Source organism: Lawsonibacter celer, from assembly GCF_014281125.1.
In the GTDB taxonomy this organism is placed as follows: domain Bacteria; phylum Bacillota; class Clostridia; order Oscillospirales; family Oscillospiraceae; genus Lawsonibacter_B; species Lawsonibacter_B celer.
This window is the reverse complement of the sequence record NZ_JACOEA010000001.1, coordinates 286,770-304,219: the sequence shown is the minus strand read 5'-3', so window position 1 is coordinate 304,219 and position 17,450 is coordinate 286,770. Positions and strand designations below refer to the sequence as shown.

Here is a 17,450-nt window from a genome sequence, read left to right as displayed (position 1 = left end):
GTCTTATTATAGCATTTGTCCTTTCAAGCGTCAATGGCAAACACCATAAAACATGGTTTTAAAAACAATATCGCATTGCATGCATCGGGCAAAAAGAAAGAGGGGACACTCCCCTCTTCTTTTCTGTGCTATTTACTTCGCCTCAGCCTTACCCAGCTCATGACCGTTGTAGGTCATGCAGTTCTTGCACATTCTGTGCGGAAGGCGGAACTCACCGCACTTGGGGCAGGTAGTGACGCCCGGAGTCTCCAGCTTCCACACGGAGCTGCGGCGCTTATTCCGACGCTGCTTGGACACTTTACTCTTAGGGACTGCCATTTATGACACCTCCTTAGGTCAATGCCCTGGCCGGGCAAAAGTTACTCAGTTTCTTTATCCAACAGCTGCGCGAGAGCAGCCAAACGTGGATCCACTTCAGGCTTGCAGCCGCACGGGCCTTCGTTCAGGTCGGCACCGCAGCGGGGGCACAGCCCCTTGCAATCTTCTGAGCAAAGATGCTTGGTGTCCATTGCAAGGACCAAGGCTGTGGTGAAAAGCTCGTCCAGGTCGGCTTCTCCGTTATCCAGCAGCACAATCTCATCGTTCTCTTCATCCTCCAGCCGCTCAGCCAGAAGACAGCTTACCGGGACCTTCATCTCCTGTCGGAACGACTTGAGACAGCGGTCACAACGCAGGCTGAGGGTGGTTTCCGCCGTCCCCTGAAGCTCCAGGGCGCCGGCCGTGTTCCGGACCGCGCCGGACACCTGGATCGGCGCCTGCGCAGGGCACTCCCCATAGAAATCCAGATCGGACAGATCCATCTGGAAAGCGAAGGGAACGCTTGCCCCCGGCTGGTGGAGAATTTCGCGGAGATTTAGTCGCATGGCACACCTCTCACAATGGTACAGCGGACATTATAACGAAAAATTCCGCCAATGTCAAATACTTTTCTTCAAAATTTTTTCACTTTGTGGTATGATGTCTAAAACATCCACAAAAAACGGGAGCGATCGGGTTATGAAAGAATTTATCGTTGGCAAAAACGACGCCGGGCAGCGGCTGGACCGCTGGCTGGCCAAGACGTTGCCCCTGCTCCCCGCCCCCCTGGCCCAGAAGTATATCCGCCTCAAGCGGGTGAAGGTCAACGGCAAAGGCTCCCAGCGGGACGTGCGCCTAGCCGCCGGTGATGTGCTGCAATTGTACATCAACGACGAATTCTTTGACGCCCCCCGGGAGGAAAATGCCTTTCTCTCCGTGTTCAGGCCTCAGCTGGATCTGGTCTATGAGGATGAAAATCTGCTGCTGCTCAATAAGCGCCCCGGCCTGCTGTGTCATTCAGACGAGCACGAGAAGGTCAACACCCTCATCACCCACGTGCAGGCCTACCTCTATCAAAAGAAGGAGTGGAATCCCAGGGATGAGCACTCCTTTATCCCGGCCTTGTGCAACCGCATTGACCGGAATACCGGCGGTATCGTCATGGCGGCCAAAAATGCGGAGACCCTTCGCATCCTCAACCAGAAGATCCGGGACCGGGAGATCGCCAAGCGCTATCTGGCTATTATCCACGGGCGTATGAATCCGCCCCAGGGCCGACTGGACGGCTTTCTGCTCAAGGATGAGGAAAAGGCCCAGGTAAAGGTCTATCACAGGCCCGTCCCCGGCGGCCGGAGCGCGGCCACCTTATATAAAACTCTGAGGACCCAGGACGGCCTCTCCCTGGTGGAGTGCGAACTGCTCACCGGGCGCACCCACCAGATCCGCGCCCAGTTTGCCGACGCGGGCCATCCCCTGCTAGGCGACGGCAAGTACGGCCGCGGCAGGGACGGCCAAAAATATGGCCGCACTTTTCAGGCCCTGTGCTCTTATCAGCTGGAGTTTACCTTCTCTACCGACGCGGGGCTTTTAGAGTATTTAAAAGGAAAACGCTTTACGGTAAAAAGCGTTGATTTTGTAAGTGAATATTTCCCTGGAAATTTCCCAAAATAATTACAGCAAATTTATTGACTTTTTTCGCAATACCATATATTATTTGATTCGTCATAAGGGCGTACCCAACCGCCGGTTTGGGTGCGTCTTTTGCTACTATTTTGGGAAATGGGGGAGGATAAATGTCCAAGGAGCTCATCCGCCTGTCGGATTGTGTGATGAAGTTTGACGACGACGTGATTCTGGACCATATCAATCTCTATATCAATGATAAGGAATTCCTCACACTGCTCGGTCCCTCGGGCTGCGGCAAAACCACCATGCTGCGCATTATCGGCGGTTTTCAAAAGCCCACCTCGGGAGACGTGTTTTTTGACGGTGTGAGGATTAATGATGTCCCGCCCCACAGGCGGAAGGTAAACACCGTGTTCCAGAAGTATGCGCTGTTTACCCATATGAATATCTTCGAAAACGTGGCCTTCGGGCTACGCATCAATAAAGTCCCGGATCCCAAGGACCCCAAGCGCCTGATCAAGGTGCCCGAGGCGGAGGTCAAGCGGCGGGTGGAGGAGGCCTTGACCCTGGTAAACCTGGCCGGCTATGGCAAGCGCTCAGTCAACTCCCTGTCCGGCGGCCAGCAGCAGCGGGTGGCCATCGCCCGGGCTATTGTGAACCGGCCCCAGGTGCTGCTGCTGGACGAGCCGCTGGGCGCCCTGGACCTGAAGCTGCGCAAGGATATGCAGATCGAGCTCAAGCGCATCCAGCAGCAGGTGGGCATTACCTTCATCTACGTCACCCACGACCAGGAGGAAGCTCTGACCATGAGTGATACCATCGTGGTGATGAACGCGGGCAAGATCCAGCAGATCGGCACGCCAGAGGACATCTATAACGAGCCAAAGAACGCCTTTGTGGCCGACTTCATCGGGGAGAGCAACATCATCGACGGAGTCATGCATGAGGACTATGTGGTGGGCATGTACGGCCGGAAATTCCGTTGCCTGGACAAGGGCTTTGCCCCAGGAGAGGCGGTGGACGTGGTCATCCGCCCGGAGGACATCGATATCGTGTCCGAGGCGGAGGGACAACTCACCGGCACTGTCACCGAGGTTACGTTTAAGGGGGTCCACTATGACACAATTGTGGATTTCCGGGGCTTCAAGTGGCTGATTCAGACCACCGACTACTCCCCCGTGGGCTCCCGCATCGGTGTGAAAATTGATCCGGACGGCTTTCATATTATGAAAAAGAGCCCCTATTCCGGCATGTTCGGCGACTACAGCTCCTACAGCGCGGAGTACGACGAGCTCAACGAGGGCCCGGACGAGGCGGAGGGCGGAGATGAGGAATAGAGCGCTCGCCATCCCCTATGTGGTCTGGATGGCCCTCTTTGTCATCGCGCCCCTGATTTTGATCGTCATCTACGCCTTCACCGCTAAGGACGGCGGCGTTACCCTGTCCAACTTCAGCAATATGGGGCAGTATTTCCCTGCGTTCCGGCACTCCTTTGTGCTGGCCGTGATCGCCACCCTGATCTGCATCCTGATCGGCTATCCCTTGGCCTACTTTCTTTCCAAGGAGAGCGTTATGGTGCGCAAGGTAGCCATGATGCTCATCATGCTGCCCATGTGGATGAATTTCCTGCTGCGCACCTATGCCTGGATGTCTCTGCTGGACGACAACGGGCTCATCAATCAGTTTTTGGGCAGTATCGGCCTGTTTGACCTGATCAATGGTATCTTCGGTACCAATCTCACCTGCTTCCATATGATCAACACCCAGGGCGCCATCATTCTGGGCATGGTTTACAACTTCCTCCCCTTTATGATCATGCCCATCTTTTCGGTCATTGACAAGATTGACCCCAAGGTGATTGAGGCGGCCCAGGACCTGGGAGCGAACAACACCATGGTATTCCGCAAGGTCATCTTTCCCCTGTCCCTGCCCGGGGTGCTTTCCGGTGTCACCATGGTGTTTATCCCGTCGGTCTCCACCTTCGCCCTCTCCCGCCTGCTGGGAGGCGGCAAGACGCTGCTGCTGGGCGACCTCATTGAGATGCAGTTTTTGGGCAACGCCTACAATCCCCACCTGGGCTCGGCCATCGCGCTGGTGATGATGGTCATTGTTCTGGTGTGCATGGCCATCATGAACCGCTTCGGCGAGGGAGAAGAGGGGGTGGCGGTGCTGTGAGCAAGCGGCGCATTCCCTCCCGCATCTTTACGGTGCTGGTCTACCTGTTTCTCTACGCCCCCATTGTCCTGCTGATCGTCTTTTCCTTCAACTCCGCCAAGAGCAACCGCGTCTGGGAGGGCTTCTCCCTGAAGTGGTATCTGGAGCTTTTTCAGGATACCCGCCTGCTGGGGGCTCTGCGCACCACCCTGATTCTCTCCGTGCTGGCCGCCCTCATCGCCACGATTCTGGGCACCGCCGCCGCCATCGGCTTCTACAGCATGCGCCGCCGGTCCAGAAGCGTGTGCCTGTCGGTGAACAACATCCCCCTGACCAATGCGGACATTATCACCGGCGTATCCATGATGCTCCTGTTCGTGTTCGCCATCGGTGCCTTCAACGGCAGCCCCCTCAGCCAGCTGCTGGGCGTGCGCTGGAAAATGGGTTTCGGCACCCTGCTCCTCGCCCATATCACCTTTGATGCGCCCTATGTGATCCTCTCCGTCATGCCCAAGCTGCGGCAGCTGGATCCCAACATCTACGAGGCGGCTCAGGATTTGGGCGCCTCCGGCTTTTACGCCTTCCGGCGGGTGATCCTCCCGGAGATCATGCCGGGCGTCCTCAACGGCCTGATCATCGCCTTCACCATGTCCATTGACGACTTTGTCATCAGCTACTTTACAAAGGGCTCCGGAGTCACCACCCTGGCCGTGGAGATCTATACCATGGTCAAAAAGCCTGTGACACCGGAGATCAACGCCCTGTCCACCCTAATGTTTATCTGCGTTTTCCTGCTGTTGCTCATTGTCAATGTCCGTCAGGCCAGGCAGGAGACCGCCAGCAGCCGCCGCAAGGCCGCCCTGACGCCCTCAGACGGGCAGTCCTAGGTAACTCGCCCCTGGCGGGGCTGGTTATAATTTATTTCATATCCGAAAGGGGATAAAGAAAGAAATTGAAAAAGACTCTCGCACTCCTACTGACCACGGCGCTGGCCTTGGGCCTGTCTCTGACCGCCTGCGGCGGCACTACCAGCGGCACAGCCTCCACACCCGGCACGGAAAGCAAGGGTGAAGTCAACGTCTATAACTGGGGCGTCTACATCGACGAGTCCGTCCTGGATGAATTCACCGCTCAGACCGGCATCAAGGTAAACTATGATACCTTTGAGAGCAACGAGTCCATGTACGGCGTGCTCAAGAACGACGGCGCCAGCTACGACGTGGTCATCCCCTCCGACTATATGATCTCCCGTATGATCGAGGAGGATATGCTGGAGCCTTTGGACTTTGCGAATATTCCCAATTTTTCCGACATCGACCCTGCCCTGAAAAACCCGGACTACGACCCGGAAAACCTGTACTCCGTGCCCTATATGTGGGGCCTGCTGGGCATTATCTACAACACCACCCTGGTCAGCGAGACGCCCACCAGCTGGGCCACCATGTTCGACGCCCAGTATTCGGGCCAGATTCTGATGTTCAACAATTCCCGTGACGCCCTGGGTGTGGCCCTGAAGTACCTGGGCTACTCCTACAACACCACGGACGAGGCCCAGATCAAGGAAGCCACCGACCTGCTGATCAAGCAGAAGCCCCTGGTGCAGAGCTATGTTATGGACGAAATTTTTGAGAAGATGCAGAGCGGCTCCGCCGCCATCGGCGCCTACTACTACGGCGACTACCTGACCATGGCTGACGTCAATCCCGACCTGGCCTTCTGCTTGCCCGAGGAGGGGACCAACCTCTATGTGGACGCCATGTGCATCCCCAAGGGCGCGGAAAACAAGGCCAATGCGGAGGCCTTTATCAACTTTATGTGCTCCACTGCCGTTGGAACGGCCAATGTGGAAGAGACCTGGTATTCCTCTCCCCTGCTCTCAGTGCGTGAGGAGCTGGACCCGGAGGTCTCGGAGGACCCCTACGCCTACCCCGACGAGGAGTTGCTGGCCAAATGCGAGAGCTTCAAAAATCTGCCCCAGGAAACCCTCACGCTCTACGACGGGGAGTGGACCCGTCTGAAGCTGGCCTCCAACTAATCCCATCCAAAACGCTGCGCGGAGAAAATCCGTGCAGCGTTTTTCTTGCGTCCCGGCCGTATCCGTTGTAAAATGATACTGTTCTACCTCATTTTTGAAAGGAGACAAGCCATTATGTCTGTTGTAATAGGAATGAAAGGCCGCGCCGAAACTCAGGTGGTTCCGGAAAATACCGCCGCTGCCGTGGGCAGTGGACTGGTGCCTGTATTCGCCACGCCCTACATGATCGCGCTTATGGAAAATGCCGCCGTCAATGCAGTTCAATCAGCTCTGGACCCTGGACAGGGCACGGTCGGCACCCGGCTGGATGTGACCCATGACGCGGCCACGCCCGTGGGCATAAAAGTCTGGGCGGAGGCGGAGGTCACCGCGGTGGAGGGGAAAAAGCTCACCTTCTCCGTCCAGGCCTTCGATGAGGCCGGCCCCATCGGCGGCGGAACACACGAGCGCTTTATCATCGCAGTAGACCGCTTCCTGGTCAAGGCGGAAGCCAAGAAAGCGGGGCGCTGATCATGTCCATCGAAGCCTGCCGCGCCTACTTCCGCGCCCTGGGCCGGGAGCAGGACATTCTGGAATTCGACGTATCCAGCGCCACGGTGGAGCTGGCTGCCCAAGCGGTCGGCTGTGAGAGCGCCCGCATCGCCAAAACCCTGTCCTTCTCCGTGGGCGGCGGCTGTGTTCTGCTGGTATGCGCGGGAGACGCAAAAATCGACAACCGCAAGTTCAAGGATCAGTTTCACACCAAGGCGGTCATGCTCACCCCTGAACAGGTACTCGCCTTTACAGGACATGCCGTGGGCGGCGTATGTCCATTTGCCATCAACCACCCGGCTGTGACCACCTATCTCGACTGCTCGCTCCAGCGCTTCCACACGGTTTTCCCCGCCGCCGGCAGCTCCAATTCCGCCATTGAACTCACCTGCGGCGAGCTGGCGGAGTACTCTCACAGCGCCGGCTGGGTGGACGTATGCAAAAATTGGGGCTGAGTCACACATTTTCTACGATTTGTCTAGTGATTTTTTCCCGGTGTGTAGTATCATCATTTCAGACGGAAAGGAGTTTTCCCGATGAAAGAAAAAGTCAAGCAGATCAAGTTTAATTTTGTGGTGGCCGCCATACTCTATATTGTACTGGGCCTGGTTCTTCTCCTGTGGCCGGACACCTCCAGCAGCGTCATCTGTTACGCCATCGGCGCCGTACTGCTGATCTACGGCGTAATCGGCATCATCGCGTTCTTGTCCAGCCGGAACAAGACCGTTGTTTTAGCGCTTCAGCTGGTGGTCTCCGTGGCCGCCGCGGCATTGGGCGTGCTCTCCCTGACCCAGCCCAGGTTGATTCTCTCCCTGCTCCCTGTCCTCATGGGCCTGTTTATCATCGTGGTCAGCCTGATCAGCATGAAGCGCGCCATTGATATGCGCCATTACCTCTATACGCGCTGGTGGGCCGCTCTGCTGCTCTCTCTGGCCGCCATTGCGCTGGGCGCGCTCATTCTGTTCCATCCCTATATGACCGCCAAAGCGGTCATTATGGTCACCGGCGCGGTGTTCCTCTATGTGGGTATCTGTGATCTCTGGGCCATCTGGAAAACTTCAAAGCTGGCCAAAGAGTATAAAAAGCTCCATCCCATTGAAGTGGACCCTATTGACATCGAATAGTGGGAACCAATGAAAAAACGGACGTGCGTTTGCACGTCCGTTTTCTTATTCCCAGGGCTGGAACTGCGCGTCCAGCACGCTGCGCCGGTAGATCGCCACAAAATCGGGCGCGGCCTCCGGACAGTTGGCGCGGATCGCGGAGACAATGAGCTCCGGGTTCACACCCGGATTCTGCGCCCTCAGAATCAGGTCCAGCGTCACCGTATCCCGCCGCTCCTCCACCGTCGCTTTGGCAATGAGCGGGATCAGGTCCAGCTCCACCTGACCGCTTTTCGCCTTTTTCGAACGCTTTGTCACCACCAGGGCGTCCCGGTCCAGCAAGTCGTGAATTGCGCGCTCCGCGCCGAAGGGGGCCCCGGCCTCGTATTCCATGGTCACAATATAGTTGACATAACACAATTCCTTGACGGGACGCACCGCCTCATAGCAGCGGGAGACTGTAATGCCGGTGGGCAGGGCCGCATTCATCCGCTCCGGGACCCGCTCCAGATGCTCCTCATTCAGGATTTCGCACTCCAGCACCTCGCAGCCGCTGGAAAATCCCACCGACAGGGGCAGCGGAATTGAGACAAACGCATGGGGGTTGAACCCCTCCGTGTGCTTGATGTGCAGGCCCGCCCGCAGAAAGGAGCGCTGAAAGGTACGCATCAAATCCAAATGGGAGATATATTTTGCAGTGTCAGTCTTTGAAAACGCCAGCCTATGTTTCATCGCAGGCACCCCCCAGATAGAGCTTGTCCGCCCCGCAACCGGTACACTGCTTCCGGCAGTCGGGGGTAATTTTCGCCTCATAGGCGCGCTCCCGCTCCCGCCATAGGAATTGGGCGGATACGCCAGTGGAGGTCATGCTCCAGGGGAGTACCTCCTCCCTGCTGCGGGCGCGGTTGGCATAGAAATGCGGGTCGATGCCACAGGCCTTAAAAGCCTCCAGCCAGCGGTCAAAGTCAAAGTATTCGCTCCAGGAGTCAAATTTGGCGCCCTTACGCCAGGCCGCCTCAATCACCTCGGCCACTCTTCGGTCTCCCCGGGCAAAGACCGCCTCCAGGAAGCTGGTCTGTGAATCGTGCCAGTTATATTTGATGGACCGGCCGCGCATATGCTCCCGCAGGAGCTTCACCCGGCGCTGATACTCCTCCATGGTGATCTGCGGCTCCCACTGGAAGGCGGTGTGGGGCTTGGGCACAAACCAGGCGGTGGACACAGTGATGGTCACACCCCGGCGGGGATTGGGCGTGGTCTCCCGCCAGGCCTGGTACACCTTCTCGGCCAGGTCGGCGATGCCCAGCACATCCTCATCGGTCTCGGTGGGCAGTCCCAGCATAAAGTAGAGCTTGACCGTGCTCCAGCCGCCGGAGAAGGCGGTACGGCAGGAGCGAAGCACCTCCTGCTCGGTGACGTTTTTGTTGATGGCGTCCCGCAGGCGCTGAGTACCCGCTTCCGGGGCGAAGGTCAGTCCGGATTTGCGTACGTGCTGAAGCCGCTCCATCAGGCCGGCGGAAAAATTGTCCGCCCGCAGCGAGGGCAGGGACAGGGAGACCTTGTTGGGCTCACACCAGTCGAGAAGGCCGTCGCACAGAGGCTCCAGCCGTCGGTAGTCGCTGGTGGACAGGCTGGAGAGGGTCATCTCCTGATAGCCGGAGTCCCTGCATGCCTCAATCCCCTGCTGAATCAACAGCTCCGGGTCCCTGGCCCGGACCGGGCGGTAGGCATACCCCGCCTGACAAAAACGGCAGCCCCGGATGCAGCCCCGGAAAAGTTCCAGCATCACACGGTCATGGACGATCTCTGTGGAGGGCACGATGGTTTTCACCGGGAAATAGCTCTTGTTAAAGTCCTGAACAATTCGCTTGGTCACCACGGCAGGTGCGCCGTCACGGGGTGTAATGGCGTCCACCGTGCCATCGCCGCGGTAAGTAACATCATAGAGCGAGGGGACGTACAGGCCGGGGATCTGGGCGGCGGCGGCAAGCAGCTCCTCCTTGCTCCAGCACTCCTCCCTGGCTCTCCGGTAGAGCTCAATCAACTCTACCGTCACATCTTCGCCCTCACCCAGGGAAAAAATGTCGATAAAGGGGGCCAAAGGCTCGGGATTGAAGGCGCAGGTGCCACCCGCGATCACCAGCGGGCTCAGCTCCCCCCGCTCCTGGCTGCGCAGAGGCACGCCGGCCAGATCCAGCATATTGAGCACATTGGTATAGGCCATCTCATAACCCAGGGAAAATCCGATGATGTCAAACTCGTCAATGGCGTCTCCGCTCTCCAGGCCATAGAGAACCACGCCCGCCCGGCGCATCTCCTCCTCCATGTCCCCCCAGGGCGCAAAAACCCGTTCGCACCAGACTCCATCCATCTGGTTCATTACGCCGTAGAGAATCCGCATGCCCAAATTCGACATGCCGATCTCATACGTATCCGGAAAGCAGAGCGCCACTCTGGTATCGACCGCTTTCCGATCCTTCACCACGGCATTGTATTCCCCGCCCGTATACCGGGCGGGCTTTTGTACCCGAGGCAAGATATGTTCCAGTGTCTGATTCATGCCGATCCCCCGCAACAATAGCCCTGCAATGGCAGACTAAATTTATTTTAAGCGATGGACTGTCTGCTTTCAAGTCCAACTTTTTCCTTTTTTTGGCTGACAGGAAGAAGTCAAAAGCCACCCGGATGGGTGGCTTTTGACTTCTTCCTGTCTTTTGCCCCTGATAGTTTACCCGATTCACCAGGTCTGGTCAAGAGGAAAGTGAAATTCTGTGCCTTTTTGTCAAATACGGCGGAGCCTTTCTCCGTTCCGTACACGCCCGGCGCAGGATTTTAATGCACATCCTTGCACTTGGCACAGGTTCCGTAAAAAATCAGCTCATGCCCCGTCACGTCGTGACCGCTGGCCAAAAGAGCCTGCTCATCCAGCGCCTTGTCATAGGGCAGTGACAAATCATATACACTGCCGCACGCCTGGCAGCAAAAATGCGGGTGGGGCCTTGTCTCGGCATCATACCGCTCGACCGGAAATGCCATTCGGGCAATAGCGCCCTCATCGGCCAGAAGATTGAGATTTCGGTATACAGTGCCAAGGCTCAGGTTTGGATTCTCCGGCTTAAGCCATTGATAGATCATCTCTGCGGTTGGGTGCTGATCCGTCCCTTTCAGTGCGGCATAAATCAGCTCCCGCTGACGGGAGTATCGCTTTCCGTTCATGGTTCACCTCTCTTTTACTAATAACTATTATCGTTATTAAAATATCAGAAATCCCCAAAAGATGCAAGCCCTTTTTCAAAAATTTTTTCCGGGTGTAAAGATCTGTGTGAAGTGCATACTAGAATCCGGACGGAGATTTTGTGAAGGATTTTAGTCCGAAGATCAGAAACAGACTGGAGGATGCGGAATGAAGCGAATCTTTACCATCCTGTGCCTAAGTCTTGCGCTTACCCTGGCCATGACAGGCTGCGGCACGAATAAGACGCCCAGCGTAACTCCTACCCCGGCTACTACAACTCCTACCGTTACCCCTGAGGCCACCCCCGACACGACGCCTGAGGTGACCACGACCCCTGACAGCGGAACCAACGGTTCTGCCGGTATGGCCGGTACGGCGGTACGCCCAGTCACTCCTGGTACGTCCAATACCAAAACGGACGTTACCACCCGGGACGCGACCCGTGATATCGGGAACGCCGCCCGCGGCGTAACCGACGGCGTCGGTGATGTCGCCCGCGGGATTGTAGACGGTGCTGGAGATATCGTAAACGGTGTTGGAAACGCGGCTAAGGACATCGGAACTGGTGTGAAAGACGCTGTCCGATAACAGGACAAAAGCAGAACCTCCGGTTAACACCGGAGGTTCTGCTTCTTCTTTCACTGGAAACCGGAATATGCCGCTCTTAACAAAGCACCTTTTCAGCCGCGTCATTTTGCCTTGTGACGGTTCTTCGACTTTGTATTTTTCTTTGGCTTCGCCGCCGCCCATCCCGCCTTTTTTACCGGTCTGGCCGTCCGGCCGGGCCGCCGGGTCTGCCCAGTTCCCCTCTGGGCATGCTTTTCACGAGGACGGCCCTTCGGGGCACCCGTCGGCCGGAGCAGGCAGCCCTTTCCATAGCCGATCAAATCCTCCCGCTGGGTACGGCGCAACGCCTCCAGGACCAGGGGACGTTTTTCCGGCCGCTTCCACTGCATGAGGGCCCGTTGCATGGCCTTCTCATGAGGATCCTTGGGCACATACACCGGCTGCATGGTGCGCGGGTCGATGCCAGTATAGTACATACAGGTGGATAGGGTGCCCGGTGTGGGGTAAAAATCCTGTACCTGCTCCGGCTGGCGGCCGGTCCGGTTGATCCACTCCGCCAGCTCCACCGCATCGGCCAGGGTACAGCCCGGGTGGGAGGACATGAGATAGGGCACCAGATACTGCTCCTTGCCGTAGCGCTGGTTGAGCCGCTCATACTTCTGTTTAAACTTCTCATAGGTCTCGATATGAGGCTTGCCCATGTAGTCCAGCACGCCGCCCACACAGTGCTCCGGGGCCACCTTTAGCTGGCCGGAGACATGATACTGCACCAGCTCGGCGAAAAACTCGCCGCTTTTATCCTGGAGCATATAGTCAAAGCGGATCCCGGAGCGGATAAAAATTTTTTTGATCCCCGGGATCGCACGCAGCTTACGTAGGAGCATAAGATAGTCGGTGTGGTCCACATCCAGATTGGGACACGGGGTAGGCGCCAAGCAAGCCCGGTTGCGGCACATACCGGCCTTGAGCTGCTTAGTGCAGGCCGGACGACGGAAATTCGCGGTAGGGCCCCCCACATCATGAATATAGCCCTTAAAGCCCGGGTGTCTGGTAAGGGCGGTCACCTCGCGGATGACACTCTCATGGCTGCGCGAGGAGATGATACGCCCCTGGTGAAACGCCAGGGAGCAGAAATTGCAGGCCCCAAAACACCCCCGGTTGTGGGCTACGGAGAAGCGGACCTCTTCAATGGCAGGCACGCCGCCCATTTCGTCGTACATAGGGTGGGGCTCCCGCACATAGGGCAGCTCCGCCACCGCGTCCAGCTCCGCGGTGGTCAGGGGCATGGCCGGAGGGTTCACCACCAGCAACCGGTCCCCGTGGCGCTGCAGAATGGCCTTTCCCCGCACCGGGTCATGCTCCTCATACTGGATCCGGTTTGCTTGGGCATAGGCCCGCTTATCCGCGCATACCTGTTCATAGGAGGGACACTCCACCTTCGGATAGACGCAGGCGGATGGATTTTTTGCTATAAAGGCTGTTCCCTTTATATCTGTGATTTCCCCAACAGGGGTACCGGAGGCCAGCCGGGCGGCAATCGCACGGGTGGCGGTCTCCCCCATGCCATAGACCAGCAGGTCCGCCTGGCTGTCAAAGAGGATGGCCCGGCGCACCTTATCCTCCCAATAGTCATAGTGGGCAAATCGGCGCAGGCTGGCCTCCAGCCCGCCCACAATCACCGGAATCTCGCCGAAGGCCTCCCGCACCTTATTGGCATATACCACAGCCGCGTGGTCCGGCCGCAGCCCGGTCCGATTCCCCGGGGAATAGGCGTCCGCGCTGCGGCGGCGCTTGGCCACGGTATAGTGGGCCACCATGGAATCAATGTTTCCACTGGAAAGGAAAACGCCCAGACGCGGCCGGCCAAGTGCTGTAAAGGAGGATAGCTTCCTCCAGTCCGGCTGGGCCAGGATGGCCACGCGATACCCATCCGCCTCCAGCAAGCGGGAGATGATGGCTGGCCCGAAGGAGGGGTGATCCACATAGGCGTCCCCGGTAATCAGCAGGAAGTCATACCAGTCCCAGCCCCGCTTCTCCAGGTCATCCCGGCTGACCGGCAGAAAATTGTCTCTCGTGATTGTCGTATCCAATGTATTTCTCCAAAATGTCCAGCTTCACTGGGCCGCTGTGCTCCTCGCCTGTTTTTGTGAAGCCATATTTCTTATAAAAGCGCTGGGCCACCTGGTTTTCTGGCGCACATCGCAGCCTCAGCCAGTCCCGTCCTAAAGGCCTGTAAAGTGAAATCGCCTGACCAATCAGCTGTACCCCAAGCCCCTGCTTGCGGCGCTCCGGCGTCATGTACACAAAGGGAATATAGCCCACCCGCTCCGATGCGAAGCGCTCCAGATCCAGCTCCAGCATACCCGCCGGCTCCTCCCGGAGCATCGCGCAGATCAGCGCCCGGCGGTCATAGCTCCAGTGGACTCTGGCCGCCTGAAGAAAGCCGGTTCCGTCAAAGGGGATGTCCGGGCCGTGGACGTCCACCCATGCGTCTCTGCGGGCCGCCAGATACCGCTCCGGCTCATGCTCCAGGTCCAGCGGGCAAAACCACATGTTGGCGTCCGCCGCCTTCCCCTGCTGGGATTTCCACCACTTCTGGCGCCCCAAGGTGGAAATCTCCTCCGGCAGATGGGAGTTGTCGTTTTCCAGGACGAGCTCCGCCCGGCCCTCCTCCACCCGCAGGCAGGTGACAGCGGTGTTGTCGCTGTGCCCCAGGGCGTCCATCTCCCCGGGCCCCAGGCCCCTGAGCGCGGCCTGCAGGCAGCGGATAGCCGTGCCGTGTGAAAAGACGGCCACCGTCTGCCCGGGGTGGGCCGCCGCAATCTCAAACACGGCCCTCTTCATGCGCGTCTGCAACTGGTCAAAAGTCTCGCCCCCCTCCACAACGAACTCCGGGGCGCTGTGATTGAACTGGAGCAGGCGCTTCCGGTCCTTGTGCTCCAGCGCGCCCCAGGGCTCGTCCTCCCACACGCCCACATGCATCTCCCGCAGATCTCGGCGGGTGTGCAGCTCCAGGCCATGACTTTTCCAGATGGCCCCTGCTGTGGTACAGGTACGGAAGAGGTCGCTGGAATACACCGCATCAATCCGGACCTTTTCAAAACGATTGGCCAGGGCCGCGATCTGGCGGTAACCGTTGTCGGTAATCAGGCTGTCATACCAGCCATGAATGCGGCGGTAGAGATTGCCCTCCGCCTCCGCATGGCGGATGAGGTAAATCAGGGTCATAGGTCTTCTCTCCTGCGTATTTTCTGTAAAGGGAATCTGCTTACCAGGGTTGCACCGCGCCCGTCAGGTCGGAGACCCGCTCCAGCCCTTGGGTCTCCGCCAGCGCCGCCAGGCCGTCCCGCACCTTGATGGGTGTGAAGGGGTCGGCAAAGCAGGCAGTCCCCACCGCCACGGCAGTGGCGCCGGCCAGCATCAGCTGGGCCGCATCCTCGGCCTTGGCCACGCCGCCCATGCCCAGGATGGGAATCTTGACCGCATTGGCCACTTCCCATACCATGCGCACCGCCACGGGCAGCACGGCAGGGCCGGACAGGCCGCCGGTATTCATCTTCAGTATTGGCCGGTGGGTGTTTACGTCGATGCGCATTCCCCGCAGCGTGTTGATGAGGCTGACCGCGTCGGCCCCCGCCCCCTCTACCGCCCGGGCGATCTCCGTGACGTCGGTCACGTTGGGGGAAAGCTTGACCATCACAGGCACCGAGGCGTGGTGCTTGGCGATCTGGGTGACCTCCGCTGCCATTTCCGGCCGGGTGCCGTAGGCCAGCCCCCCTGCCTTCACATTGGGGCAGGAGATATTGACCTCGATCAAATCCACCCCGGCCTCAGAGAGCTTTTCGCACATCTCTCCGTACTCCTCCGGGGTATTGCCCGAGATATTGGCCACCACCGCCAGGTCGTGCTTTCTCAGTTCAGGCAGCTCATGGGCGATAAACGCGTCCACGCCGGGGTTCTGGAGTCCCACGGAGTTGAGGATGCCCATAGGCGTCTCCGCAATGCGGGGAGGCGGATTGCCCTCCCGCCGGGCGGGGGTGAGCCCCTTGGCGCAGATGCCGCCCAGCTCGGACAGGTCGTAAAATTCCCCGTACTCCCGGCCAAAGCCAAAGGTGCCGGAGGCCACCAGCACGGGGTTCTTCAGCCGAACACCCGCCAGCTCCACGGACAGATCCACTGTCTTAGACATTCCAGTCCACCTCCCTGGCGTCAAATACCGGGCCATCCTTGCACACGTGCTTCATGGTCCCGTCCGCCATCTGCACCGCGCAGCCCAGGCAGGCGCCCACGCCGCAGGCCATGCGCTCCTCCAGGGAGACCTGACAGGGCACGCCGAAGCGCTCAGCTGTCTCCGCCACGCTTCGAAGCATGGGCTTGGGGCCGCAGGAGAGCACCGCGGTATAGTCCGCGTCCTTCTCCAGAAGCTGCTCCAGCTTCTGATGCACAAAGCCGTGGAAGCCCAGAGAGCCGTCGTCGCTGCACAGGTGGAGCTCCCTGCATTTCTCCCGAAAATCCTCCACCAGCATGGCCCGCTCGGCACAGCGGAAGCCCAGCACAGCGGTGGAGTGTCCCCAGGTAAGGGCCGCCTGGCCCAGCAGCGGAGGCACGCCGATACCGCCGCCCACCAGAAGCAGCCGATCCTTGGGCCCGCAGGCAAATCCGTTGCCCAGAGGGCCAAGCACATTGAGCTTTTCCCCCGCACGGCGGCCGGCCAGCCACCTGGTTCCCTCGCCCCGCACCTCAAAGACAATGCGCACCAGGTCCTCCGGGTCGTCGGCCTGAGCCAGGGAGACTGAGATGGGACGGCGGAGGAGCAGCCCCTCTCCGCACTGGATATGTAAAAACTGTCCGGCGCGCAGCCCCTGCTGTTCCACCAGCTTCCCCGCCTCCAGGGTAAAGGAGTAGGCAAACTCGTTGAGCCTGTCCGCGCTGACGATGGTGCAAATCTGTTCCACCGGCATAGAAACGCCCCCCAATTATACAATCGTTACAAACTGCTTGATATCGTCCCGCATGGCGATGGCGGCGCTGCGGGCGGCGTCCTGGAAGTCATGGCCGTCGCCCCCGGTCTTCTGCCAGGCGCACATAATGCCCCGGGAGGAGTTGACAATGGCCCCATGGCCATATTTATTAAAGGCAAACTGCACATCCTCGGCGGTCCCGCCCTGGGCGCCGTAGCCGGGCACCAGGAAGAAGGTGTGCTCCAGCCGCTTGCGCAGGGCGCGAATATCCGAGGGGTAGGTGGCCCCGGTGACCGCGCCCGCCATAGTATAGCCGTACTTGCCCTCGGTTCCCTTGGCAATTCGCTCGTTCAGATCGCCCATCACCTGGTACACCAGCCGGTCCCCGGCCACGATGTCCTGCAGCTCCCCGGAGCCGGGATTGGAGGTTTTGACCAGCACAAACACGCACTTATCCTCCCCCTTTGCGGCCTCCAGAAATGGCTTGATGGAGTCCGAGCCCATATACCCGTTGAGGGTCACACAGTCGGCGTCAAAGCTCTTGAAGCTCTCCCCCTCGATCTTTGCCCCGGACAGCCAGCCCTCGGCATAGGCTGCTGCGGTGGAGCCGATGTCTCCCCGCTTGATATCGGCAATGACAAAGAGGCCCTTGCTCTTGGCGTAGCGGATGGTGCGCTCCAGCATCTCCAGCCCCTGCCAGCCCAGATTCTCATAGTAGGCCGCCTGGGGCTTGACTGCGGGGATCACGTCGCACAGGGCGTCGATCAGGCCCACGTTGAACTGATAGATCGCCTCACAGGCCCCCCTCAGGCCCACCCCGTATTCGGCGTAAGCGGCCTGGCGGATGTGCTCCGGCACGTACTCGATGCGGGCGTCCAGGCCGGCGACGGTGGGGTTTTTCATGGCGCGGATTTTATCCTGCAGCAGATCAAAAGACATAT

The 17,450-nt window shown here is 58.8% G+C and carries 19 protein-coding genes; 9 read left to right on the top strand and 10 right to left on the bottom strand.

All coding sequences use genetic code 11. The features are described from left to right. Positions 1–132: 132 nt before the first annotated feature. Together rpmF and H9Q75_RS01405 are read right to left on the bottom strand one after the other, a co-directional pair. The gene (gene rpmF, locus H9Q75_RS01410; protein ID WP_186564380.1) at positions 133–318 is read right to left on the bottom strand and encodes a 50S ribosomal protein L32; all 186 of its coding nucleotides are present in this window, start codon (positions 316–318) and stop codon (positions 133–135) included. A gap of 41 nt (positions 319–359) precedes the next feature. Next, positions 360–863 carry a YceD family protein gene (locus H9Q75_RS01405; RefSeq protein ID WP_186564379.1) on the bottom strand — a complete coding sequence of 168 codons (504 nt, stop codon included), beginning with the start codon at positions 861–863 and terminating at the stop codon, positions 360–362. A 133-nt stretch (positions 864–996) separates the two neighbouring features. On the opposite strand from H9Q75_RS01405, the gene H9Q75_RS01400 reads away from it, so the two are divergent. The 8 genes from H9Q75_RS01400 (at position 997) to H9Q75_RS01365 (ending at position 7,767) form a co-directional block, all read left to right on the top strand. Next, positions 997–1,968: an RluA family pseudouridine synthase gene (locus H9Q75_RS01400; RefSeq protein ID WP_186564378.1), complete on the top strand. Its 972-nt coding sequence runs from the start codon at positions 997–999 to the stop codon at positions 1,966–1,968. A 122-nt stretch (positions 1,969–2,090) separates the two neighbouring features. Next, positions 2,091–3,260: an ABC transporter ATP-binding protein gene (locus tag H9Q75_RS01395; RefSeq protein WP_186564377.1), complete on the top strand. Its 1,170-nt coding sequence runs from the start codon at positions 2,091–2,093 to the stop codon at positions 3,258–3,260. Further along, positions 3,250–4,098, top strand: a complete 849-nt coding sequence (locus H9Q75_RS01390; RefSeq protein WP_186564376.1) for an ABC transporter permease — start codon at positions 3,250–3,252, stop codon at positions 4,096–4,098. Before H9Q75_RS01395 ends, H9Q75_RS01390 begins: the two co-directional genes overlap by 11 nt. Further along, a complete protein-coding gene (locus H9Q75_RS01385) occupies positions 4,095–4,964 on the top strand; it encodes an ABC transporter permease subunit (protein WP_186564375.1) in 870 nt (289 codons plus the stop codon). Before H9Q75_RS01390 ends, H9Q75_RS01385 begins: the two co-directional genes overlap by 4 nt. Before the next feature lie 65 nt (positions 4,965–5,029). After that, complete coding sequence (locus H9Q75_RS01380) at positions 5,030–6,112, top strand: ABC transporter substrate-binding protein (protein WP_186564374.1); 1,083 nt, start codon at positions 5,030–5,032, stop codon at positions 6,110–6,112. 114 nt (positions 6,113–6,226) lie between these two features. After that, positions 6,227–6,622 (top strand): thioesterase family protein, encoded by a 396-nt coding sequence (locus H9Q75_RS01375; protein WP_186564373.1) that lies wholly within the window; start codon positions 6,227–6,229, stop codon positions 6,620–6,622. 2 nt (positions 6,623–6,624) lie between these two features. Next, positions 6,625–7,098, top strand: a complete 474-nt coding sequence (locus H9Q75_RS01370; protein WP_186564372.1) for a YbaK/EbsC family protein — start codon at positions 6,625–6,627, stop codon at positions 7,096–7,098. 81 nt (positions 7,099–7,179) lie between these two features. After that, positions 7,180–7,767, top strand: coding sequence for an HdeD family acid-resistance protein (locus H9Q75_RS01365; protein WP_186564371.1), 588 nt, complete (start codon positions 7,180–7,182; stop codon positions 7,765–7,767). Positions 7,768–7,812: 45 nt separating this feature from the next. Here the strand turns inward: H9Q75_RS01365 and H9Q75_RS01360 are convergent, their stop codons facing one another. The 3 genes from H9Q75_RS01360 to H9Q75_RS01350 all read right to left on the bottom strand — a co-directional run bounded on the left by H9Q75_RS01360 (position 7,813) and on the right by H9Q75_RS01350 (position 10,962). After that, complete coding sequence (locus tag H9Q75_RS01360) at positions 7,813–8,478, bottom strand: TIGR03936 family radical SAM-associated protein (protein WP_186564370.1); 666 nt, start codon at positions 8,476–8,478, stop codon at positions 7,813–7,815. After that, positions 8,468–10,306 (bottom strand): TIGR03960 family B12-binding radical SAM protein, encoded by a 1,839-nt coding sequence (locus H9Q75_RS01355; RefSeq protein WP_186564369.1) that lies wholly within the window; start codon positions 10,304–10,306, stop codon positions 8,468–8,470. Before H9Q75_RS01355 ends, H9Q75_RS01360 begins: the two co-directional genes overlap by 11 nt. Before the next feature lie 272 nt (positions 10,307–10,578). Further along, positions 10,579–10,962 carry a Fur family transcriptional regulator gene (locus H9Q75_RS01350; RefSeq protein WP_186564368.1) on the bottom strand — a complete coding sequence of 128 codons (384 nt, stop codon included), beginning with the start codon at positions 10,960–10,962 and terminating at the stop codon, positions 10,579–10,581. A gap of 187 nt (positions 10,963–11,149) precedes the next feature. On the opposite strand from H9Q75_RS01350, the gene H9Q75_RS01345 reads away from it, so the two are divergent. Then, entirely contained in the window at positions 11,150–11,569 is a 420-nt protein-coding gene (locus tag H9Q75_RS01345; protein ID WP_186564367.1) for a hypothetical protein, read from the top strand. Between the two features lie 101 nt (positions 11,570–11,670). Here H9Q75_RS01345 and H9Q75_RS01340 read toward each other — a convergent pair whose 3' ends face one another. Genes H9Q75_RS01340 through pyrF form a run of 5 tightly spaced genes read right to left on the bottom strand, consistent with a single transcriptional unit; the run spans position 11,671 to position 17,448 of the window. Next, entirely contained in the window at positions 11,671–13,638 is a 1,968-nt protein-coding gene (locus H9Q75_RS01340) for a YgiQ family radical SAM protein (protein WP_207720727.1), read from the bottom strand. Continuing rightward, positions 13,589–14,776 carry a bifunctional histidine phosphatase family protein/GNAT family N-acetyltransferase gene (locus H9Q75_RS01335; protein ID WP_186564366.1) on the bottom strand — a complete coding sequence of 396 codons (1,188 nt, stop codon included), beginning with the start codon at positions 14,774–14,776 and terminating at the stop codon, positions 13,589–13,591. The genes H9Q75_RS01340 and H9Q75_RS01335 overlap by 50 nt, the downstream gene beginning before the upstream one ends. 40 nt (positions 14,777–14,816) lie before the next feature. Beyond that, positions 14,817–15,737 carry a dihydroorotate dehydrogenase gene (locus H9Q75_RS01330; RefSeq protein ID WP_186564365.1) on the bottom strand — a complete coding sequence of 307 codons (921 nt, stop codon included), beginning with the start codon at positions 15,735–15,737 and terminating at the stop codon, positions 14,817–14,819. After that, positions 15,730–16,509, bottom strand: coding sequence for a dihydroorotate dehydrogenase electron transfer subunit (locus H9Q75_RS01325; protein WP_186564364.1), 780 nt, complete (start codon positions 16,507–16,509; stop codon positions 15,730–15,732). Before H9Q75_RS01325 ends, H9Q75_RS01330 begins: the two co-directional genes overlap by 8 nt. A 15-nt stretch (positions 16,510–16,524) precedes the next feature. Next, positions 16,525–17,448 carry an orotidine-5'-phosphate decarboxylase gene (gene pyrF / locus H9Q75_RS01320; protein WP_186564363.1) on the bottom strand — a complete coding sequence of 308 codons (924 nt, stop codon included), beginning with the start codon at positions 17,446–17,448 and terminating at the stop codon, positions 16,525–16,527. Between the last annotated feature and the right edge of the window lie 2 nt (positions 17,449–17,450).

Coding starts and splice junctions, on each gene's coding strand:
- rpmF (WP_186564380.1), bottom strand. CDS start 318: ATGGCAGTCCCTAAGAGTAAAGTGTCCAAGCAGCGTCGGAATAAGCGC.
- H9Q75_RS01405 (WP_186564379.1), bottom strand. CDS start 863: ATGCGACTAAATCTCCGCGAAATTCTCCACCAGCCGGGGGCAAGCGTT.
- H9Q75_RS01400 (WP_186564378.1), top strand. CDS start 997: ATGAAAGAATTTATCGTTGGCAAAAACGACGCCGGGCAGCGGCTGGAC.
- H9Q75_RS01395 (WP_186564377.1), top strand. CDS start 2,091: ATGTCCAAGGAGCTCATCCGCCTGTCGGATTGTGTGATGAAGTTTGAC.
- H9Q75_RS01390 (WP_186564376.1), top strand. CDS start 3,250: ATGAGGAATAGAGCGCTCGCCATCCCCTATGTGGTCTGGATGGCCCTC.
- H9Q75_RS01375 (WP_186564373.1), top strand. CDS start 6,227: ATGTCTGTTGTAATAGGAATGAAAGGCCGCGCCGAAACTCAGGTGGTT.
- H9Q75_RS01370 (WP_186564372.1), top strand. CDS start 6,625: ATGTCCATCGAAGCCTGCCGCGCCTACTTCCGCGCCCTGGGCCGGGAG.
- H9Q75_RS01365 (WP_186564371.1), top strand. CDS start 7,180: ATGAAAGAAAAAGTCAAGCAGATCAAGTTTAATTTTGTGGTGGCCGCC.
- H9Q75_RS01360 (WP_186564370.1), bottom strand. CDS start 8,478: ATGAAACATAGGCTGGCGTTTTCAAAGACTGACACTGCAAAATATATC.
- H9Q75_RS01355 (WP_186564369.1), bottom strand. CDS start 10,306: ATGAATCAGACACTGGAACATATCTTGCCTCGGGTACAAAAGCCCGCC.
- H9Q75_RS01350 (WP_186564368.1), bottom strand. CDS start 10,962: ATGAACGGAAAGCGATACTCCCGTCAGCGGGAGCTGATTTATGCCGCA.
- H9Q75_RS01345 (WP_186564367.1), top strand. CDS start 11,150: ATGAAGCGAATCTTTACCATCCTGTGCCTAAGTCTTGCGCTTACCCTG.
- H9Q75_RS01335 (WP_186564366.1), bottom strand. CDS start 14,776: ATGACCCTGATTTACCTCATCCGCCATGCGGAGGCGGAGGGCAATCTC.
- H9Q75_RS01330 (WP_186564365.1), bottom strand. CDS start 15,737: ATGTCTAAGACAGTGGATCTGTCCGTGGAGCTGGCGGGTGTTCGGCTG.
- H9Q75_RS01325 (WP_186564364.1), bottom strand. CDS start 16,509: ATGCCGGTGGAACAGATTTGCACCATCGTCAGCGCGGACAGGCTCAAC.
- pyrF (WP_186564363.1), bottom strand. CDS start 17,448: ATGTCTTTTGATCTGCTGCAGGATAAAATCCGCGCCATGAAAAACCCC.